Below are 20,250 nucleotides of genomic sequence, written 5' to 3'. Positions count from 1 at the left end.
AGGAAAGAAAATTAATCTTCTCCTAGGGTGTTAATTATTTTATCTATTAATAATAGCGATCATAACCCATATTGATCAATTTCTTCAGGAAGAATAAAAGAATATTTTCCCATGATATTGATATGATCATAACCTAAAGGTGATAAACGTTGTATATCAAAATCATAACTTGGTTGTCTAGCTTTTTTAATTGCATCTAGGCAACTTTCATATACTTTGTATTCCAAACTACAATAGCATTTACAACCAAACCAAGTAAGCAGTAGGATCTGAAAGAAAAGTACCTAAGAAGCGAACAGTTCCAAGCTGAATGGCGTAACCAATACGGTTATGAGCGCCACAAGGAAGGGATTGAAAGTGCAAGGACTAGGGGAAGAAAGGGTGGTAGAGCAAGAGGCAAAGATAAAAGCATTGATAAAGCCTTGAACAGTATCTAAAGTTAAATTATAAACTGAATGAACTTAACCCAAAATCTAGAGAGTATATATTCTATGTTCCATATAAAACAGTTCATGATCTAGAAAACACAGTATATAACATAGTTCAACAAATGAATAATGAAGCCGTTTTAAAAAACTGTTTTATTGAAGTAGATGCTCGTTGTGATGAATTAGAATATATGTTGTAAACTTCAGGTATTTAGGTATATAAAATAAGAAAATAAATAAGATCCAAGTGTACAGGCAATTGGAATCTTATTTATTTATTTCCATGCTTATAGCCGTTTTTTGTTCCATTGCTACACAAAACAAACTTATGAATCTGTCACAAAAGGTAAGGATTTGTAATATTATCCTTTGTAAATGGCTATTTTACGTATCCATATTTATTCATAAAAAATTTGTTTTTCGAACTTACGTTATTTACTATTTTATCTGCTCATTAGTGATAGCATTCACATATTTTGTTTAAAAATTTAATATCAAACAGAATCATGCACTAAAGGTGTTATACTTCCGTCTGGATAATTAACTTTATTTACTGTGACTGTAAATCTAGAACTGTTTTGTTCAACTTCAGTGAATGTCATCATTCCTCCTTTCTGCATGTCTGGGATTGCTGGGCACAAAAAACCTGAATTTACATAAATAGCCTCCCCATCAAAGCAACTATGTTTTTGAAGTACAGGTACATGTGTATGTCCCATTACTACAACTTTATTTCTGATTCCCATATAGCTTGTATTACATAAATTTGCACCTTGATTGTTTAAAGAATTATTTACATTAACCATAAGCAGACTAGTAAGGTCATCTAGACTTTTTATAATATTAGGATATAATTTTTCAACCTCTGCTGCACTTATTGATGTGCCATCAGGCATTGTAAAAATTAATTTACTTAAATCATCATATCCAACTAATTTTGAAAGAGTTGACATTATAATATGTGCTAAGGTTCCATCAAATCTAAGATCACTAATATTTAAAATCGAGAACACACCTGGGTCTCCATGAACATCTAATTGAGATGAATTATTTTTACCACTTTTCTTCAATTGTTGCTGACAATACAATGTTGCAGCCCTTGAAATAAAGTAACCTATGGGCAATGGCTGATACTTATTCGTTCTATCATAATTAGATTTACAAAACAAATCATAGTAATGACCATGTTCAGCATAAATACCATCTTTGCTATAAATTCTATCTAAACATACTAGTTGTTTGCTTTTATTACTCTGAAGTTTCGTGTAATTGTTTAACTTGTTAAAATCTATAGTCATATCATGGTTTCCATAAACATAGCATAAATTTCCCTGTATACTATCCATACATGTAATAAAATCTCCATCACTTTGTCTAGTAAATACATCAAGGTTGTTATTTATAATTTCAGTTACTGTAGCTGAAATTTGAGGTTGTGGTGTATACATCCATGAATCAAAGCAATCTCCAAGCATAATAACATCCTGTATTTCTTGGGCATTTGTTTGTATATATTGTAAAATTGCTTTAAGATATTTCTGATGGACAGATTTTTGATACCAGTTTTCTGGATAATTTGTACCTATATGAATATCACTAATAAAAATAAATTTCATTTTTCTCCTCCTTTTATTAAATTTGTTATAATAATGTAGTTTTCAGCTCTGCGTCCTAGCGTCTGGCTCTGTGATTATTGAAATGTCTAGTTGTTTTACGTTGATAAGACTTCCCGTTTTGCACTTGGGACAAAATAGTGGTAGGCGCTCAATTACAGTATGCTTTCTTATTTTAAGGCGTGTTTTATTATTGCAATTAGGACATAATATACATTCTTCTTGCTTCATGTTTTCCTCTCTGATTGTAACTTATTTACTTCTTTTATAAGAAACAGAGAAGCAGGAAAGTCCAAAAAACAAAATAGCACAGCTAATCAACACCGCAAAACTCGTCCAAAGTGGGATAATCCCATTTGATGAAGATAAGCGGACACCTAAATATTTAAATACCTTAGCTAAATCTGCGGTTGGTGTACTGGCATAGCTTACCGAAGATATACCTTCCAGCAGCGTACTGCGCATCAGTACAGCGGCATGGCTGGGAGGAAACAGTTTTACTACTGTCTGCATGGCAGAGGGAAGTTGACCAAAAGGTAAATAAATTGCAGAAAGAAATCCTCCCAATGTACCCACAATCGTTCCAATTGAATTATAAGCTCCGTTTTTACGGATAAGACTTGCAATAAAAAAGGTAATGCAGGAAGAACAAATGCAAGTAAGAGCAATTATAATCAAGCATTTCACAAAAATAGTCAAGCTAGGGACCGCTGCACCCGACAAAACCAACCATACAAGGCTTATTATAAACACCGTACACGTTACTATAAAACTACCTGTCGTTCCACTAATGAGGTAGCCTCCTGCTATTTTGTAACGAGCAACCGGGGAAGCAAGAAAGTCCCTGTCAACTCCCTGCATTCTGTCAGCTATAATGGCTGATACAATAGACAGTGATGTGGACAAAGGGGCAAGGGCACACATACCAGCCAAAAGCCAAGTATTCATAAACAGATTGCTATTGTCGAGCATGGGATAAGTTGCACCAGAATTACCGCCTAAAAACAATATATATACCAATAGAACAATCAGCGTTGCCATCAAAGATAAAAGCACATTACTGGGGCTGCGAAAGTAAATATATAGGTTTCGTTTTGCAAGATTAATCATAAAGTTACCTCCTTGCCTTCTTTGATAATGCGCAAAAATGCATCTTCAAGAGAACCTTGTGTTACCTCAAAGCTGGAAATATAAGCTTGAAGCTCAGCCAGCATAGGCAATGCAGAACGGGTTTCATCTAGCCTGACAGTAAATCGGTTTCCAATCCGTTTGTAGTCTGCTTTCATATCACTTAATACAGCAATCAAAGCATCACTATCGTGAACTTCAAGTGTCAGTGTATCATGTGCAAACTGGGTCTTTAACTGGGACGATGTTCCTTTTGCCAATATCTTTCCATGTCCCATAATGACAACATAATCGGCAGAAGCAGCTTCTTCCATATAATGTGTAGTAAGCAATACGGAAGTACCATTGTTTTGTTGTAAATCACGCACAGTTTGCCAAATAGCTTTACGGGATACGGGGTCCAACCCAGTAGTGGGCTCGTCCAGTATCAGAAGCTCTGGCTCGTGTAGTAAAGCACGGGCAATGTCAGCTCTGCGGCGCTGCCCACCGGATAATTTACCGTAATTCCGATTCAGAAACTCGGATAAATTTAATGATTGGCTCAAAGAATCAATACGATGATTGATTTTTTTACGGGAAAGCCCATATAGAGAACCCCTTATCTGCAAATTCTCTTTCACAGTAAGATCAGCATCTAATAAGCTTTGCTGGAATACAATACCGATTTTGCTTCGGATTGCTTCGTCCTCCCTGCCAATTGTATAGTTACATATTGTAATGCCGCCCCCATCTGGCTGGGATAAGGTAGACAGCATATCAATGGTGGTAGACTTGCCTGCACCGTTCTCTCCCAGCAGCGCAAACAAGGAACCTGTTTCCGCATAAAAACTAATGCCTCGAACAGCTTTTACAGTTCCATAACTTTTAACGAGATTTTGTACTTCAATTATCTTTTTCATTTTTAGTTTCCTCCAGTGATTTGTGGCTCCTTTTTTTAAGAGCACGATTAATTTCCTCTGCATCTTTTCGCATTCTATAGTTAATGTAGAGGGAGCCGGCGGTGTATGCAAGAATGGAGGCTATGACTCCAACAGCGAGAGATAGAAGTCCTTGCCCAAACCCGTAATCGTTGTTGTTCCAGACAAACCAGCCAAACATTCGCCCACCAACAATGAATAACAAGTTAAGATTGATGAGTATACGCAGAAAACGACGATTTTCAATTGCCGGAATAATATCAAATACTACTTGAACAGCACTAAGCAATACGCATACTATAAGAAGTTGAAGGGGAGCAGGTCTTAAACCATAAGGTAATATTCCTATAAATTCGGTCACCACCAACAGTGCAGAAACCGTGGTAAAGGAAATACCGATGTAGTAAATTGCTCTCATTACATGTTTTTTCATCATTTAGAACCCTCTCCAATCCCTAATTTGGCTTTTAATGTAGGTACATAGTGCCGATTAATAATTACTTTTTCTCTGTTTTCAAGTAATGCTTCCAGTTTTGCTCCAAACAGAGGACGAACACTTTCCACATGAAGAGTGTTCAGTATGCAAGCTTTCGAAATGCGCACACAACTACTGCCCTCCATCTGTTGCTCTAACTCATACAGGCGTAAGCTGCATTCGTACACTTCGTTTTTACAATAAACAAAGGTCTTATCATCAACACTTTCAAAGTAATAAACACTTTCTAAAGGAATAGAGTATTGCTTACGGTCGCGAGTAACTGTTATGGAAAATAAGTATAGCTGGATTTGCCTTACAAGTGCTACCAGGCGTTCATCCATGACATTATAGCAAAGCCGAATTTCCGGCTCATTGTATTCGGGGTTTTGATCAAGTATCAATTTCACTTGGTGCACCTCCAATATATTGGAATGTTTATATTGTATCTTCTTAGATTTATCTATTGGTTCAGTTTATTTTTTTCGTTGGCGGCGGGAATAAGATAAAGCCCATAACAGCCGTCGGCAGGGAAAGTAAGCTCCTGCGCAAACAAAATTCTCAGCCATTCCTTTCCACCCAAACCAGCGAAAAACGCTATTGCCCATAATACACAGCATAGTTACATTAATAAGTATTCGTAAGCTGAGATATTTTTGGATAATGGGAGCTGTGTCGCATATTACTTGTATGCTACTAAGCAATACGCATACTACTAAAAGTTGGGGCGGTTCAGCTCTTAGCCAGCCAGGCAACAGCCGAGCATGAGCAACCAAGACCATCATAATAGAAACAGTGGTAAAGGATATACAAATATAGTTAATTGCTTTTATCGCAAATATTTTCACTTTTATTTTTCTCGCCTCCTAACTTTACTTTGCAGCACAGTATCCGCTTACATAATTTAAAATTTAAATATATCATAACATCATAATAAGCGGCTAAACAAGGATATAGAAGGTAAGGTGCAGTAAGAGGTGGGTAGCCTGCATAGGTTATTTTTTATAGGATAGATACATGCTTTTTGCACAAAACAGCAAGAATAGGATTTTTCAAAACATAGGACTTTTTGCTCTGACGGTCATGTGTTGTGTCATATTACATTGGATTATATCATTGTATAATAAAGCACAGCGGCATCTTCATAGTTCCGCTGTGTTGCTAAAAAAAGATACACCTTATCAAACAATTTAAAGTGTGCATAAATCTTATTAAAATCATGTTAAAAAAATTAGCATATAATTAATAAACGTTTATTATGAAAAACAGACTTTTTCAAACATTTTTTACATATAAATACTTTCTGCTTCCGTTTCTATATAAATCGTTGCCGTACCTCAGAGTAGATGCTCGTTATGATAAGTTAGGGCTTATAGGTAAAGGACATGCCATAAAAGAAACCGAAAAAAGTATTTTACTCTAAATTAAATTAATGATATGTAAGCTAGATAGAAAAAATAAACAAATTAAATCTTTGTTAATACATTGACAATGTAAATGATAAGGTTTAAACTAAAACTGAATTTATTCACTGAATACATTCAGTGAAAATAAAAAATGAAAGGTTGTATGAAGATGTCTCAAAAGTATAAGAAACTGTTTGAACCAGTAAAAATAGGCAGCCTAGAGATAAGCAACAGATTTGCTATGGCACCTATGGGACCTTTAGGACTATCGGATGCAGAAGGCGGTTTTAATCAAAGAGGTGTGGAATATTATACTGCTCGTGCTAAAGGAGGTACCGGACTTATTATCACAGGTGTAACCTTTGTAGATAATGAGGTGGAGGAACATGGAATGCCAAGTGTACCTTGTTCTACGCATAACCCTCTTCATTTTGTTCGTACAGCTAAAGAAATGACAGAAAGAATACATGCATATGATTCAAAGGTATTTCTTCAATTAAGTGCTGGGTTTGGAAGAGTTACAATACCTACAAATTTAGGAGAGTTTCCTCCAGTGGCACCTTCACCAATACAGCATCGTTGGTTAGATAAGACCTGTAGAGAATTGACTATTGAAGAGATTAAGTCCATAGTAAAGAAATTCGGAGATGGAGCATTTAATGCCAAGCGTGCTGGTTTCGATGGAGTTCAGATTCATGCGGTTCATGAAGGATATCTTTTGGATCAGTTTGCTATATCCTTTTTTAATCATAGAACCGATGAATATGGTGGAGATTTAGAAAATAGATTAAGATTTGCTAGAGAGATTGTAGAAGAAATTAAGAAAAGATGCGGAGAAGATTTCCCTGTAACTTTAAGATATAGTCCTAAGAGCTTTATAAAGGATTGGAGAGAAGGAGCCCTTCCAGGAGAAGAATTTGAAGAAAAGGGAAGAGACTTAGAGGAAGGTGTAGCAGCAGCTAAACTTCTTGTTCAGTATGGATATGATGCTTTGGACGTAGATGTAGGCTCCTATGATTCTTGGTGGTGGAGTCATCCCCCAATGTATCAGGCAAAGGGATTATATATTCCTTACGCTAAGATTGTTAAGGAAGCTGTAAATGTACCTGTTATTTGCGCAGGTCGTATGGATAATCCTGATTTGGCTCTAAAGGCTGTGGAGGATGGAGCTTGTGATATGGTGAGTCTTGGAAGACCGCTACTTGCTGATCCAGACTATGTTAATAAACTTCGTGCCAGCAAAATAGCTTCCATAAGACCATGCCTCTCTTGCCAGGAAGGCTGTATGGGACGTATTCAGGAGTATTCTGCGCTAAACTGTGCAGTTAACCCAGCTGCCTGCAGAGAAAAGGAAGCTGCACTTTCCCCTGCCTTTAAGAGCAAAAAAGTTCTTATTGTAGGAGGGGGAGTAGCTGGTTGTGAAGCAGCTAGAGTTTTAGCCCTTAGAGGTCATAAACCAGTTATTTATGAAAAATCTGCAAGGCTTGGAGGAAATCTTCTTCCAGGAGGAGCTCCTGATTTTAAGGAAGATGATTTAGCATTAGTAGCTTGGTATGAATATACTTTAAAAGAGCTTCAGGTAGAAATTAATTTAAGCTCAGAGATTAATGAGCAGATTATAAAGGACAGTAAGGCAGATTCTGTGATTATAGCTACCGGTTCAAAGCCTAAAATATTTAATTTAGGAGACAAGAACAAGGTATTTACAGCAGAAGAGGTTTTACTTAACAAGGTTGATGCAGGAGATAAGGTGGTAGTAGTAGGCGGAGGACTTGTAGGCTGTGAACTGGCCCTTGACCTTGCTCATAAAGGTAAAAAAGTTACTATAGTTGAACTTCAGAATAAGCTATTAGCTTTAAATGGGCCCCTTTGTCATGCTAATTCTGAAATGCTGGAAAGACTTATTCCTTTCAACGGAATTGAAGTGCTCACCTCCTCAAAGGTTATAAGCACCACAGAAAAGGGAGTTTTAGTAGATGTAAATGGAACTTCCAGAGAGCTAGAGGCAACAAGTGTTATTTTAGCTGTAGGCTACAGCTCAGAAAAAGCCCTTTATAAAAATATTAAATATGAAGTTGAAGATTTACATCTTATAGGTGATGCTCGTAAGGTTTCAAATATAATGTATGCTATTTGGGATGCTTATGAGGTTGCTGCAAATATATAAATATGTGATATAATCAGAACAGGAGCTTTGTAGGCTCCTGTTTTTAACATAGCCTTTAACAGCTGAGGTGAGGTGTACATATCCTATGGAAAAGAAAACTAGTCGTGCTAAGCAGGCGGAAGCTACGAAAAATAAAATATATAACTGCGGTGTAAAGCTCATAAAAAAGCATGGTTTTGATGGAGTTACTGTAGAAGAGATAGCCAAAGAAGCGGGAGTTTCTGTCGGAACTTATTATTATTATTTTAAATCGAAATTTGATCTCTTTAGTGAGATATTTAATAGAGCAGATAAATACTTTGTAGAAGAAGTAGCAAATAATTTGAAAGCGGAGGATTTTAAGGGCAAGGTTGTAGAGTATTTTGACCGATATGCAGATTTTAATATATCTGAAGGATTAGAGCTTACCAAAAATCTTCATACTTCTGACAATAAGATGTTCATAACAAAGGGCAGGGGCATGCAGAATGTGCTTAATAATATTATTGAAGAAGCAATAAATAGAGGAGAGATTAGTCCGGCATATTCCACGGAAGACATAAACAGCATGCTTTTTATAACTGCAAGAGGAGTCATATATGAATGGTGTTTATATGACGGGAATTGGGATTTAAAAGGAGAAATGAAAAAGATTATAGCTATTTTCCTTGATGGGATAATAGGTAAAAGACTGATATAATTAAATATATATGATATAAATACAGAACGGAGGGATACATTTGAATAAGCCAAAAGTATTTATTGCAAAGAAAATTCCTAAAGAAGTGGAAGAATATATCGGTGAATTTTGTGAATATGAAAAATGGGATGGTGAAGGAACCATTACTGAAGAGATATTATTGGAAAAACTGCAGGATAAGGAAGGATTGATTTTATCTGGAATTAATATAAATGAAGAATTGCTTCAGCATGCGCCTAAATTAAGGGTTGTTAGCAATGTCTCTGTGGGTTACAATAATTTCAATATAGAAGCTATGAAAAAAAGAAATATAATAGGCACAAATACACCGGGCGTACTAAATGATACAGTAGCAGACTTAATATTTGGGCTAATGCTATCTTCAGCCAGAAGAATTGCAGAACTTGACAGATATGTGAAGGAGGGCAAATGGATACCTTCTAGTAAGAAGAATATATTTGGATTAGATGTGCATCATGCCTCCTTAGGTATAATAGGCATGGGGCGGATAGGAGAGGCAGTAGCTAAAAGAGCTAAGCTTGGTTTTGATATGGATGTATGCTACTACAATAGAAGAAGAAAACTTGAGACAGAAAGTAAGCTTGGCATAAGATATTCTGAGCTGGAAGTTCTTCTAAAAACCTCTGATTTTATAGTTCTTATGGTTCCATTTACTAATGATACCTATCACTTAATAGATCATAAAGAATTTGCTTTAATGAAAAGTTCTGCCATATTTATCAATGCATCTAGAGGGCAGACGGTAAATGAAGAAGCGCTAGTTGAAGCTCTTGAAAAAAATAAGATATTTGGAGCAGGGCTGGATGTTTATGAGCAGGAGCCTATTAACTTAGATAATCCTCTTCTTAAGCTTTCAAATGTTGTTACAGTTCCCCACATTGGATCAGCTACGGAAAAAACAAGAAGCGATATGGCTAAGATAGCAGCAGAAAATCTTGTAAAGGCATTGATGGGAGAGGTGCCGCCTAATATAGTTCCAGAGCTGAAGTAATAAACAAAAGGGGCTATCTCACAATGAAGATAAAGTTATTTATAGAGAAATAGATAATATCAAATTAACCATTAAAAATTAAGAATTAAAAGTGAAGGTAAGAATTCAGCCTTGCTGAATTTATTATAAACTTATAAGTTAAAGAAATCGGCTCATAAAGAGACGATTTCTTCAATAACTATAAATTTTTACATTTTACTTCTTAATTGAATAGAATAAATAATCTTTTGCGACAGTTCCTTTTACATTAGTGAATGCTGGTGCTATAATAGAAACGTTTTTCAAATAAAAGTTAAAAAGGTCTAGGGGATGAATATAATGAACAAGACTTTAGCATATGTTTTCCTTACTATTACTGTAAGTGCGTGGGGAAGTCTTTATGTAGTAAGTAAATTTGTATTAAATCAGGTGCCAGCATTTACTGTATTATTTATACGTTACTTAATATCAGGAATAGCTTTGTTTATTTTTTTACAAACAAGAAAAGACGCCAAATCTAAAAAAATTGATCCAAAGGATTATAAATATTTTATATTTGTAGGGATCGTAGGTTATTTCTTAGGAATAGGAGCTCAGCTTTTAGGAACAAAATTATCAAATGCATCTTTGGCATCTCTTATAAATTCAGTGAATCCAATATTTATAATTATTTTCGCAGTTATAATACTTAAGGAAAAGATAACAATTAACAAGATTGTAGCTGTAATTGCTACTCTTATTGGAGTTTACATAATTATAGGTGGACAAGGCAAGGGTGGTAATGTATTAGGAATATTGTTATCTATTGTTTCTGTAATATTATGGTCCTTAATGAGTGTAGTAGTAAGAAAGATAGCAAAAAAATATGACGCAATTACAATAACTACCTATGGAATTTTGATTGCGGCTATTTGTACTCTGCCAATCTCTGTAATAGAATTAGCCACAACAAAAAATGTAGGAATCTTTAAGCCGTCAGTGGCGATTTCGCTGTTATATATGGGGTTAATATGTACTGCTCTCGCACATATGCTTTGGAATAAGAGCTTATCCATAATTGAAGCCAGCAGCTGTGCTCTCTTTTATCCCTTGCAGCCCATGATTTCAGCAATTTTAGGATGCTTGTTTCTAGGAGAAACCATAACCCTATCTTTTATAGGCGGAGCAGTTTTAATACTTGGAGGAGTTTTATTTAGTATAATTCCAGCGGATAAAGTAAATGGATTGTTAAGGGAAAAAAGGAATAATTAGTGTTTGATTTTAATTAAGAGGTAAGAATTAGGAACTATTGAAGGAATCGCTCTTTGAGTCGATTCCTTTTATCTTATTTATGATATTATCTAGGCTAGTCCAACTAAATTGGTAGGAATCCAGCAAAGCTGAATTCCTACCAAAATTCTTAATTTTTCATTTTTCATTTTTCATTGCTTTTTTCTTTGAATTAAGTTTAAAAGATAATAGGAAGCCTAGGAGCATAAGAACAGCAGCCACTGTTACTGAATGTCTAAATCCACTGTATATAGCATTAACGGGATCATTAGCAGCACTTTCCAGATATTTATTTTGGTATACGGTCATAATTCCCACAAAAAGAGCGGAACCTAAAGCACCCGCTATCTGCATAGCAGTGTTTACTATAGCTACACCGTCAGCTCTATTTTTAGGATTCAATTGGCTGAGAGCCATAGTCTGACTAGTGGACATGGACATTGAAAGCCCTAGCATTATGAAACAATAAAGCAGAGCCATGATAGCTACTGAAAAAGAAGGTGTAGCTCTAGACATCATAAAAGTGAAGAGACACATTATAGCAAGCCCGCTAGGAATCAATACCTTTCCTCCTATTTTGTCAAAAATCTTACCTATAAAAGGAGTTAATATGCAGCCTAGTAAAATAGCAGGAAGCAGTGATAAGGCGGATACAAAGGAAGAGGTTTTTAAACCGTCCTGAAGCAGCATAGGTAAAAGCATGTTTATTGAAAACTGAAACATCTGTATCAATATAACGAGAATTATGCCTATGGAAAATTTAGCCTTCTTCAAAGTCCTTATTTCTAATATCGGCTGCTCTAAAATTAACTGACGCTTTCCGTAAGCAAATAACGCTATTAGGCCTATTGCAAATAAGATTAATGTTTCGGTCAAGGATGAGCTTCCAGCAGAGCTAACAGAATATATTATTGCTGCAAAACCTATAGTTGATAGTATTATAGATAAATAATCAAGTTTAGGTTTTGTTATCTCAGAAGTATTCTTTAAAAATATAAGACCTCCAGCTATACAAATTACTATGAAGGGTATTATAAGTATAAATAATGCATGCCAGCTAAAAGATTGTAACAGCAAGCCAGAAACTGTAGGCCCAAGAGCAGGACCGAGAGTCATTATGCTTATGCACAAGCCCATAGTTGAACCGTGTTTTTCATGTGGTGTTATCACTAAAGCAGAATTCATCATTATAGGTATGAGCATGCCTGTACCGCAGCCCTGAATTAGCCTTGAAATGAGTAAAGTAGTGAAAGATGAAGAAGCTGCCGCTAATATGGTTCCAAGCAAGAACAGTCCCATTGCACTTACATATAATTGTTTTGTGGTAAAAGTGTTGATGAGAAAGGCAGTAACAGGGACAAGAATTCCAACTACCAACACGTAGCCTGTTGTAAGCCACTGGGAGGTAACAGCGGATATGTTCATTTCCACCATTAATTTAGGCAGCGCCACATTCAAAATTGTTTCGTTAAATAAAGCTAGGAAGCTTCCTAGCAGCAGTACAAACATTATAGCTTTGACATTGTACTTCCCGTCTTCTTCTGTATAAGTTTTTTTTAATTCCATTAATATTAATCTCCCTATCGGTATTTAGACCAGTCTATATAATTAGTACAAAAACAATCTACGAAAGGTTTTAAATTTTCGTAGACTTAAATTTATTTGCTTCTGCTTTAAACCAGTGCTGATTTTTATATTGACTTAAAACATACTCTTATTTTAAGTATAAGCTCAATAATATTCCTATTTGCTTTTTCACGGATAAAAGTGCTTCTGGGTTCTTTTGAGTTACAGAAACAGTTATGGCACCTTCTATCATAACCTGTATGAATATACCTAATTCCTTTGCAATACCTTCTTTAATCCCGCTTTTAATCAATTTTTGAGAGTACATTGCATCAAGAGCTGAAAAAGCTTCCTTGCAAGCTTCTCTTAAGGTTTCACTGGTCAAATAGGTTTCCAAAGCTATGAGACTTATAGAAATATCCTTTGGTCTTCCGTCTTCTTTTAAATCCTCTATTATATTGTCAATAAGGCATTCCACAGCTTTTTTTGGATCTGAGTTAGAGTTTAAAGTATTTTTTAATCTGTTTCTTATAGTGCTGCTAGCTAATTTTATAGCTTCTAAAGCAAGTTCTTCTTTACCATTTGGAAAGTAATAATATAGAGAGCCTTTTGGAGCGTTACTCTCTTTTAAGATTTCATTTAGGCCAGTAGCATTGTAGCCTTTAACCTGAAATAATCTGGAAGCAGCTTCAAGGATTTTTTCTTTAGAATCAGTTGAATTTTTCATAAGTATATCCCTTCTTATACAATATTATAACGACTGGTCTACATACATATTATAAATATTATTTGCTTTAAGTCAAGAAAATAATATTTTATAGTATATCCTTATTTTAGCATTTAGCCGTATAATAGATATGAGAGAATAGTATAAAAAGCTTAAAATGGGGGCTGATATTGATGAGTATAAGATACAATGCAGAGGCTTCTGATATGCTTCAAATGATATTTGAAGACTTCAATGATCACCAGCTTCACACCTTAATAAGTTTAAAAAACCATATAGATGAAGTTTGCTTGAAAAAGGCTATAGAATTATCCTTTCAGGTGTTTCCATTAATTAATTCCAGATACGTGGAAGGTTTTTTTAAGGCTTATTGGGAGAAAGGCAGTGCAACTTCAGAAGATATATTAGAAGTGATAAAAAGTGAAAACCCGGAAAAAGATATAGATAAAATAATAGTAACAAGGACGGAAGAATTTAATGGCCCTCAAATGAAGGTATATATAATACGGGAAAAAACTAAGGATAGTATTTGCATTATTATTAATCATATGCTATCGGATGCAGGTGGTTTTAAAGAATATCTATATATTTTAAGCAGCATATATTCGGATTTAAAAGTTAAAGGCAGCTGTGAGCTAAAAGAAAAAATGGGTTCAAGAAGCCTGGATCAGGTATTTCGTCAGTTAAGCCTTAAGGAAAAGGCAAGGATATTGTTTACCTCTTCTAAAATATCTAAATATGACAGCGGAAATAGTTTTAAGCTGGAAGGAGATAAGAGAAATCCATTCATAGCAACTTACAAAATTCCAAAAGAAAAATTTTTAAAAATAAGGGCTTATGCAAAGAAAAATGGAGCAACCATAAATGACGTGATGCTTTCAGCATATTTAAGAACTCTGAAAAAATTTTTAAAATGCAGCAATTTTCCAATTCCCTGTGCAGTGGATTTAAGAAAATATATAAAGGATAGAAAAGCTGAAGGAATTTGTAATCTTGTGTCTAATATGATATGTTATGTGGATGATATAGGAGAAAGCTTCGATGAGACTCTGATTAAAATTAAAAAGACCATGGATGCTGAAAAGGAAAATGCTTCTCCATTGAAGGCTATGCTTCTTTTGCAGACAGCTTTTAAGTTCCTGCCTTATAAGATATCTAAAAAGGTTGTTACTAAGACCTTCAAGAATCCGCCCATAGCTATGACCAATATAGGCTTGATAGATAAAAAAAGACTGCTATTTTATGGTGCAGTAATTGAGGATGCGTATATGAGTGGCTCTATTAAATACAAAGAATATTTTCAAATAGCTGTCACCACCTTTGATGATAAATCTACCTTAAGCATAAATATGCATGGAAGCTTAAAAGATAAAGTGCAGATAAATGAATTCCTAAAAAGCTTTGACAATGAATTGGAATTTGCATGAGAGTATTTTATACTATAATTATATGAGTTCTTAGGAGGATTACATTATGATAGATGTGAATAAGCCAGTAACTAATGCAGATTTAGTTTCCAGTATGAATGTTTTTTTTGAAAATAAAAATGCTGAAAATGAACTTATTTTGATAGGTGAAATCAATAAAGCACATTTTTTAGTTCCAGTGATAGTGGATGGAAAAATTAAAAATGGCGTGATCAAAAAGAAGACCACTATAAGCTTTAAAATGATTACTAACACTGCTAATGAGAACTTTTTTATTGCTTTTACTGATTGGCAAGAGCTTGGCAAATGGTCAAAAAATAGTGAACAAACCTTGATACTTACGTATAATGAGTTAAAAGAGATGGTGTTAAAGGATATAGCCAATGTAAGAGGTTTTGTAATAAATCCTTACGGACAAAATCTCATCATTACTCCTGAAGCTATGGAGTATTTCTCTAAGAGAAAGTCGGAAGTAACCATAGAAAAGGATACCAAAATTTTATTGGGACAGCCAGCTAATTATCCTGATGAAATGGTAAAAGCATTAACTGAATTTTTTAAAGAACATAAAGAGGTGAATAGCTGCTATTTATTTTGGGCTCATAGAGAAGATGAGAATAATGGCAATCTATTATTAGTGGTAGATTTTACTGGCAATAAGGATGAATTATTTCCAAGGATAGCAGCTGTGGCTCAGAATTACTTGGGACAAGATGAGTACATTGATATGATATCTATAGGTACTGATTTTGGAAAGAATGTAGTAAAGGATGTGAAACCATTTTATAAAAAGAAAAGATTTCTTAAATAGTAAAAAAATTATATAAAAATATGTATGTATAGCGAAGTGTACTGAAAATGCCAGAAATATAAGCATTTGTAAGTGCACTTTTTTTCTTGCATTTTAGATTTTTTTATAATATAATCATACTAAACTATTCATATAGAAATAGTAGGAATTATAATTGTAATTCTTACTTAAATAAATGAATATAAATTTTTGATAGGGGGACAAAAAATGAAATTAAAGAAATCATCAAAGATTATTTCTGTTCTATTGGGGGCTATGGTGGTTTTAAGCGCTTGCGCAGCTAATAAAACGTCAGATAAAACAACTAAAGCTACAGTTAAGTCAAATACTTTTACATATGGTATAGATGGTGATCCAGGAAATTCTGTGAATGTTGTAACTACTTCAGACAGATATGGTTTAATGGAAATAAAAGCACTTTATTCACCGCTATATATGTATAATGCAGATAAGATCGTGTATTTTCTTGCAGAAAGCATGACACCTTCTTCAGACTATCTTTCTTATACAGCTAAGCTTAGGAAAAATGTAAAGTGGAGCGATGGACAACCTTTCACAGCTGATGATGTAGTCTTTACTTATGAACAAATGCTTAAGGAATCAAATGCAGGTTGGGCATACAGCCAGCTTATATTTGATGGAAAGCCAGTAAAGGTAGAGAAGCTTGATGACTACACAGTTAAATTCACTTTACCTTCACCAAGCATTCCAGCTATAGAGCTTTTAGGAAACATATTTATAATGCCTAAGCATGTATATGACGGAGAAAGCAATATAGAAAACAGCACTAAGAATGCTGCTCCAGTAGGAACGGGTCCTTATAAGTTGGCTGAATATAAGGCAGGACAATATGTTAAGTTTGTTAAAAATAATAATTATTTTCTTGGGGCACCTAAGATAGACAATGTAGTATTTAAAATAATAGGTGACGCTAATACAGCTCAGCTTGCACTGCAAAAGGGAGAAATCGATGCATTGGCAGTTCAGCCTTCTGACATAAGCAAGCTAAGCAAGGATAAAAACTTAAAAACTATTCCTTATAATGAAGGAAGAATAGCTTATGCAGCCTTTAACTTAAACTCCAAGGCAGTTCAAGATAAGAATGTTAGACAAGCAATACTTTATGCATTAAACAGAAGCGAAATAATAAATGCATCTTTTGTTTCTGAAAATTATGCAAAGCCTGCATATACTTTCCTTCCAAATGAAAGCAAGTATCATACAGATAATGTAGAAAAGTATGCTACAGATGCCAATAAGTCAAAACAATTGCTTTCAAAAGCAGGAGTTAGCAGTGTAAGTGTAAAAATTGCATATGCAGGAAACAATGTACCTCAGCAAAAACAGGCAGCCATAATGCAGCAGGAATTAAAGGCTGTGGGTATAGATGCTCAGCTTTTAGGTTTGGATTCAAGTGCACTTTATAAAAAGCTAGAAAGCAAGAGTTCGGATTTTGATATTTATTTAGGCGGATATATCATGGGAATAGATCCTGATACCTTTAACTCATTATTCATAACTGGAAATTCAGCGAATTATATGAATTACAGCAATAAGGAAATAGATGACTTATTTAGTCAGGGAAGAGTAGAAAAAGATGCAAATGCTAGAAAAGAAATCTATGCTAAGATACAGCAAAAATTACAAGATGATGCAGTATTTTATCCTATTGCAGAGAGCAAGAGAATCTTGGCTATAAATACAAGCATAGAAGGAATAGAAGATGCAAGCTTAGTGCCTGTATACACCTTTGAAGATATGTCTAAGCTATACATTAAATAATATAATTATACAACGTTTAAATGAGGATAAGCATTTTGCTTATCTTCGTTGCTTTAAAGAGGAGTGAATCTTTTGAAGAAATATATTTTAAAAAGAATTTTGCAGGCCATACCACTTCTTATAATAATATCAATAATATGCTTTGCTCTCATTCAGCTTGCACCTTACAATGCCATAGATGCGATGATAACGCCTAAGATGCCAAAGGAAACGGCAGAGCTTATCAAGGCGAAATATGGTTTTGATAAACCAGCTTATATCCAATATTTCTATTGGCTTAAAGGGGTGCTTCATGGGGAGCTGGGTCACTCCATAGTGACTCATGAAAGCATAGCCTCTGATTTGATTTCCAGAATACCTGCCACCATTATATTGGTACTTCCAGCCTATATATTTGCGCTTATCCTTGCCATAATATTAGGGCTCATAGCAGGTTTCAATAAAGGAAAATTATTAGATAAGATAATAGATGGTTTTTGCTCAATAGGCATAGCTGTGCCAAGCTTTTGGTTTGCAATGATTATTGTATTCTTATTTGGATACAAGCTAGCAATACTGCCTATATTAGGTATGCATGAAATAGGATTTGAAGATTCAATTTCAGATTTTCTTTTACACTTCATCATGCCCTTTACTGTATTGACCTTTGCATTTTTGCCGGAGCTCATCAGATATGTAAGATCTTCTACTATAGGGCAGCTTTCAGAGGATTATGTAATGGTCCAGGATGCTTTTGGGGCTACTAAAACGGAGATATTGAGAAAGCATGTTAGTAAAAATGTGCTTCTTCCTATAATAACAAAGCTTGGAATGACCCTTCCTATGCTGGTTACAGGTGCTTTTATTACAGAGACTATATTCGGATGGCCTGGAGTAGGACCATACTTCCTTAAAGCTATTCAAGGACTCGACTATCCTGTGATCTTAGCCATACTGCTTTTATCCTCTACTTTAGTTATACTTGGAAATCTTATCTCAGACATACTCTATTCACTTATAGATCCAAGAATTAAAGGAGTGAGGTAAATTATTATGAAAAATAGAAGAATAGAGAATGTAAAACTGGAATTAAGGCATAACAAAAGTGCATTGGCAGCTATGATATTTCTTTTGATAATACTAATTCTTGCAGTATTTGCCTTCCTGCTTCCTTATAATCCAGACAAAACAGATGTAGCAAATATGTTTCAATCTCCATCCTTTGCGCATCCTTTCGGAACAGATGAGCTGGGGAGGGATTATTTAACGAGAACTATCTACGGAGGAAGGGTATCTCTTATAGTAGGTGTACTTGCTATGGTGCTTTCTACCATAATAGGTGTGGCCATAGGAACTATGAGCGGGTACTTTGGAGGATTTCTGGATAATGTGCTTATGAGAATAGTGGACATAATATCCTCTATACCTTGGATGATTTTAGTTACTGTGGTGAGTATATTCCTAAGGCCAGGACTTCAGGCGATAATACTGGTTATAGGTCTTTTCAGCTGGATGGAGATAGCTAGACTTGTTAGAGCAGAGACCTTGTCTATAAAAGAAAGAGAATATGTGCTTTATTCCATATCTACAGGTGAGCGTTCAAGAAATATAATATTTAGGCACATAATACCATCTATATTTCCTACAATAATAGTGGCAGCTACCTCAAGCATTGCTAATGCCATAATGACGGAATCCTCCTTGAGCTTCTTAGGTATAGGCATTCAGCAGCCTATGGCTTCTTGGGGAAGTCTCCTTCAGAATGCTCAGGCTAATCTTCAAAATGCTCCTTATATGGCAATACTTCCAGGACTTTTCATAGTTATTACTATTTATTCCTTTAATAAGCTTGGGGATGTACTTAGAGCCTTTGTTGAGCCTAAAACTGTTACGGATAAGAGGTGATAAATTTGGACAACATATTAGAAGTAAAAAATTTAAAGACAACTTTTTATAATAGAGGAACTGAGGTTCAGGCGGTAAGAGGAGTAAGCTTTCATGTAGAGAATAAAGAAATTCTAGGAGTAGTAGGAGAGTCCGGCAGCGGTAAAAGTGTTATGATGAAATCAATTTTAGGTATATTACCTCAAAGCGCTAAGCTGGAAGCTGGTGAAATACTATTTGAGAATGAGAATATCCTCTCCTTAGCTTCAAAGGAAAAAAGAAAGCTTAAGGGAAATAAAATTTCTATGATATTTCAGGATCCTATGACAGCTCTTAATCCACTAAAGAAAATAGGCTTCCATTTAGAAGAGGTTATAAGACGACATAAAAATGTGAGTAAAAAAGAAGGTAGAAAATTAGCGGTGGAAATGCTGAAAAGCGTTGGAATCCCCATGGCTGAAAAAAGATTAGAACAATATCCTCATGAATTTAGCGGAGGTATGAGACAAAGGGTGCTTATTGCTATGGCCCTGGTTTCAAACCCTAAGCTTCTTATAGCGGATGAACCTACTACAGCTCTTGACGTCACTATTCAAGCTCAAATATTGGAGCTTCTGAAGAAATTAAAAGAAGAAAAAGATATGTCGGTAGTGCTAATAACTCATGACCTGGGAGTAGTGGCAAGCCTTTGCACTAGAATAATAGTAATGTATGCAGGAATGATAATGGAAGAAGGAACCGTAGAAGAAATATTTTATTCGCCTAAGCATCCTTACACTAAGGCGCTTTTAAATTCTATTCCTAAATTGGATGGGGATGATGATAGATTGGAGCCTATAAAAGGCACAGCCCCTTCTCTCATGGAGCCTCCAAAAGGATGTCCTTTTGCAGAGAGATGCAGTTTTGCTTCAGAAAAGTGTTTTTCAAGCATGCCGGAGAATAAGAAATTTACTGCTACGCATCAGTCCAGATGTTTTTTAGCGGAGGAGGGAGTATAAAGC

Annotated in this window: 19 protein-coding genes; 10 read left to right on the top strand and 9 right to left on the bottom strand. The window is 35.0% G+C overall.

Features of this window, described 5'->3' with window-relative positions; genetic code table 11:
* Positions 1–240: 240 nt before the first annotated feature.
* The 7 genes from IAI10_RS24685 to IAI10_RS15260 form a co-directional block, all read right to left on the bottom strand.
* Complete coding sequence (locus IAI10_RS24685) at positions 241–363, bottom strand: DUF4158 domain-containing protein (RefSeq protein WP_396334400.1); 123 nt, start codon at positions 361–363, stop codon at positions 241–243.
* A gap of 559 nt (positions 364–922) precedes the next feature.
* Complete coding sequence (locus tag IAI10_RS15285) at positions 923–2,044, bottom strand: metallophosphoesterase (RefSeq protein WP_315674158.1); 1,122 nt, start codon at positions 2,042–2,044, stop codon at positions 923–925.
* Between the two features lie 42 nt (positions 2,045–2,086).
* Positions 2,087–2,272: a cysteine-rich KTR domain-containing protein gene (locus IAI10_RS15280; protein ID WP_315674157.1), complete on the bottom strand. Its 186-nt coding sequence runs from the start codon at positions 2,270–2,272 to the stop codon at positions 2,087–2,089.
* 21 nt (positions 2,273–2,293) lie between these two features.
* Positions 2,294–3,151, bottom strand: coding sequence for an ABC transporter permease (locus IAI10_RS15275; RefSeq protein ID WP_315674156.1), 858 nt, complete (start codon positions 3,149–3,151; stop codon positions 2,294–2,296).
* Positions 3,148–4,068 (bottom strand): ABC transporter ATP-binding protein, encoded by a 921-nt coding sequence (locus tag IAI10_RS15270; RefSeq protein ID WP_315674155.1) that lies wholly within the window; start codon positions 4,066–4,068, stop codon positions 3,148–3,150. Before IAI10_RS15270 ends, IAI10_RS15275 begins: the two co-directional genes overlap by 4 nt.
* Entirely contained in the window at positions 4,052–4,522 is a 471-nt protein-coding gene (locus IAI10_RS15265; protein ID WP_315674154.1) for a hypothetical protein, read from the bottom strand. The genes IAI10_RS15270 and IAI10_RS15265 overlap by 17 nt, the downstream gene beginning before the upstream one ends.
* Complete coding sequence (locus tag IAI10_RS15260) at positions 4,519–4,971, bottom strand: LytTR family DNA-binding domain-containing protein (RefSeq protein ID WP_315674153.1); 453 nt, start codon at positions 4,969–4,971, stop codon at positions 4,519–4,521. Before IAI10_RS15260 ends, IAI10_RS15265 begins: the two co-directional genes overlap by 4 nt.
* Positions 4,972–6,136: 1,165 nt before the next feature.
* Between IAI10_RS15260 and IAI10_RS15255 the strand changes: the two genes are divergently transcribed.
* From IAI10_RS15255 to IAI10_RS15240, 4 genes are all read left to right on the top strand, one after another.
* Positions 6,137–8,134 (top strand): FAD-dependent oxidoreductase, encoded by a 1,998-nt coding sequence (locus IAI10_RS15255; RefSeq protein ID WP_315674152.1) that lies wholly within the window; start codon positions 6,137–6,139, stop codon positions 8,132–8,134.
* A gap of 85 nt (positions 8,135–8,219) precedes the next feature.
* Entirely contained in the window at positions 8,220–8,813 is a 594-nt protein-coding gene (locus IAI10_RS15250; RefSeq protein ID WP_315674151.1) for a TetR/AcrR family transcriptional regulator, read from the top strand.
* 40 nt (positions 8,814–8,853) lie between these two features.
* Positions 8,854–9,825 carry a D-glycerate dehydrogenase gene (locus IAI10_RS15245; protein ID WP_315674150.1) on the top strand — a complete coding sequence of 324 codons (972 nt, stop codon included), beginning with the start codon at positions 8,854–8,856 and terminating at the stop codon, positions 9,823–9,825.
* Between the two features lie 318 nt (positions 9,826–10,143).
* A complete protein-coding gene (locus IAI10_RS15240; RefSeq protein ID WP_315674149.1) occupies positions 10,144–11,055 on the top strand; it encodes an EamA family transporter in 912 nt (303 codons plus the stop codon).
* 156 nt (positions 11,056–11,211) lie between these two features.
* On the opposite strand, the gene IAI10_RS15235 is transcribed toward IAI10_RS15240, so the two are convergent.
* Positions 11,212–12,639: an MDR family MFS transporter gene (locus IAI10_RS15235; RefSeq protein ID WP_315674148.1), complete on the bottom strand. Its 1,428-nt coding sequence runs from the start codon at positions 12,637–12,639 to the stop codon at positions 11,212–11,214.
* 148 nt (positions 12,640–12,787) lie between these two features.
* Positions 12,788–13,366 carry a TetR/AcrR family transcriptional regulator gene (locus tag IAI10_RS15230; protein ID WP_315674147.1) on the bottom strand — a complete coding sequence of 193 codons (579 nt, stop codon included), beginning with the start codon at positions 13,364–13,366 and terminating at the stop codon, positions 12,788–12,790.
* A gap of 173 nt (positions 13,367–13,539) precedes the next feature.
* On the opposite strand from IAI10_RS15230, the gene IAI10_RS15225 reads away from it, so the two are divergent.
* The 6 genes from IAI10_RS15225 (at position 13,540) to IAI10_RS15200 (ending at position 20,247) form a co-directional block, all read left to right on the top strand.
* The gene (locus tag IAI10_RS15225) at positions 13,540–14,793 is read left to right on the top strand and encodes a WS/DGAT domain-containing protein (protein ID WP_315674146.1); all 1,254 of its coding nucleotides are present in this window, start codon (positions 13,540–13,542) and stop codon (positions 14,791–14,793) included.
* Positions 14,794–14,839: 46 nt separating this feature from the next.
* A complete protein-coding gene (locus IAI10_RS15220; RefSeq protein ID WP_315674145.1) occupies positions 14,840–15,604 on the top strand; it encodes an enhanced serine sensitivity protein SseB in 765 nt (254 codons plus the stop codon).
* Between the two features lie 207 nt (positions 15,605–15,811).
* Entirely contained in the window at positions 15,812–17,386 is a 1,575-nt protein-coding gene (locus IAI10_RS15215; RefSeq protein WP_315674144.1) for an ABC transporter substrate-binding protein, read from the top strand.
* 63 nt (positions 17,387–17,449) lie between these two features.
* The gene (locus IAI10_RS15210; protein WP_396334399.1) at positions 17,450–18,412 is read left to right on the top strand and encodes an ABC transporter permease; all 963 of its coding nucleotides are present in this window, start codon (positions 17,450–17,452) and stop codon (positions 18,410–18,412) included.
* Positions 18,413–18,418: 6 nt separating this feature from the next.
* Positions 18,419–19,270, top strand: coding sequence for an ABC transporter permease (locus tag IAI10_RS15205; RefSeq protein WP_315674142.1), 852 nt, complete (start codon positions 18,419–18,421; stop codon positions 19,268–19,270).
* A 5-nt stretch (positions 19,271–19,275) separates the two neighbouring features.
* Positions 19,276–20,247 carry an ABC transporter ATP-binding protein gene (locus tag IAI10_RS15200; RefSeq protein ID WP_396334398.1) on the top strand — a complete coding sequence of 324 codons (972 nt, stop codon included), beginning with the start codon at positions 19,276–19,278 and terminating at the stop codon, positions 20,245–20,247.
* Positions 20,248–20,250: the final 3 nt, after the last annotated feature.

The organism is Clostridium sp. 19966 (assembly GCF_032335695.1).
In the GTDB taxonomy this organism is placed as follows: Bacteria; Bacillota; Clostridia; order Clostridiales; family Clostridiaceae; genus JACTOJ01.
This window is presented reverse-complemented; position numbering and strand designations above follow the sequence as displayed.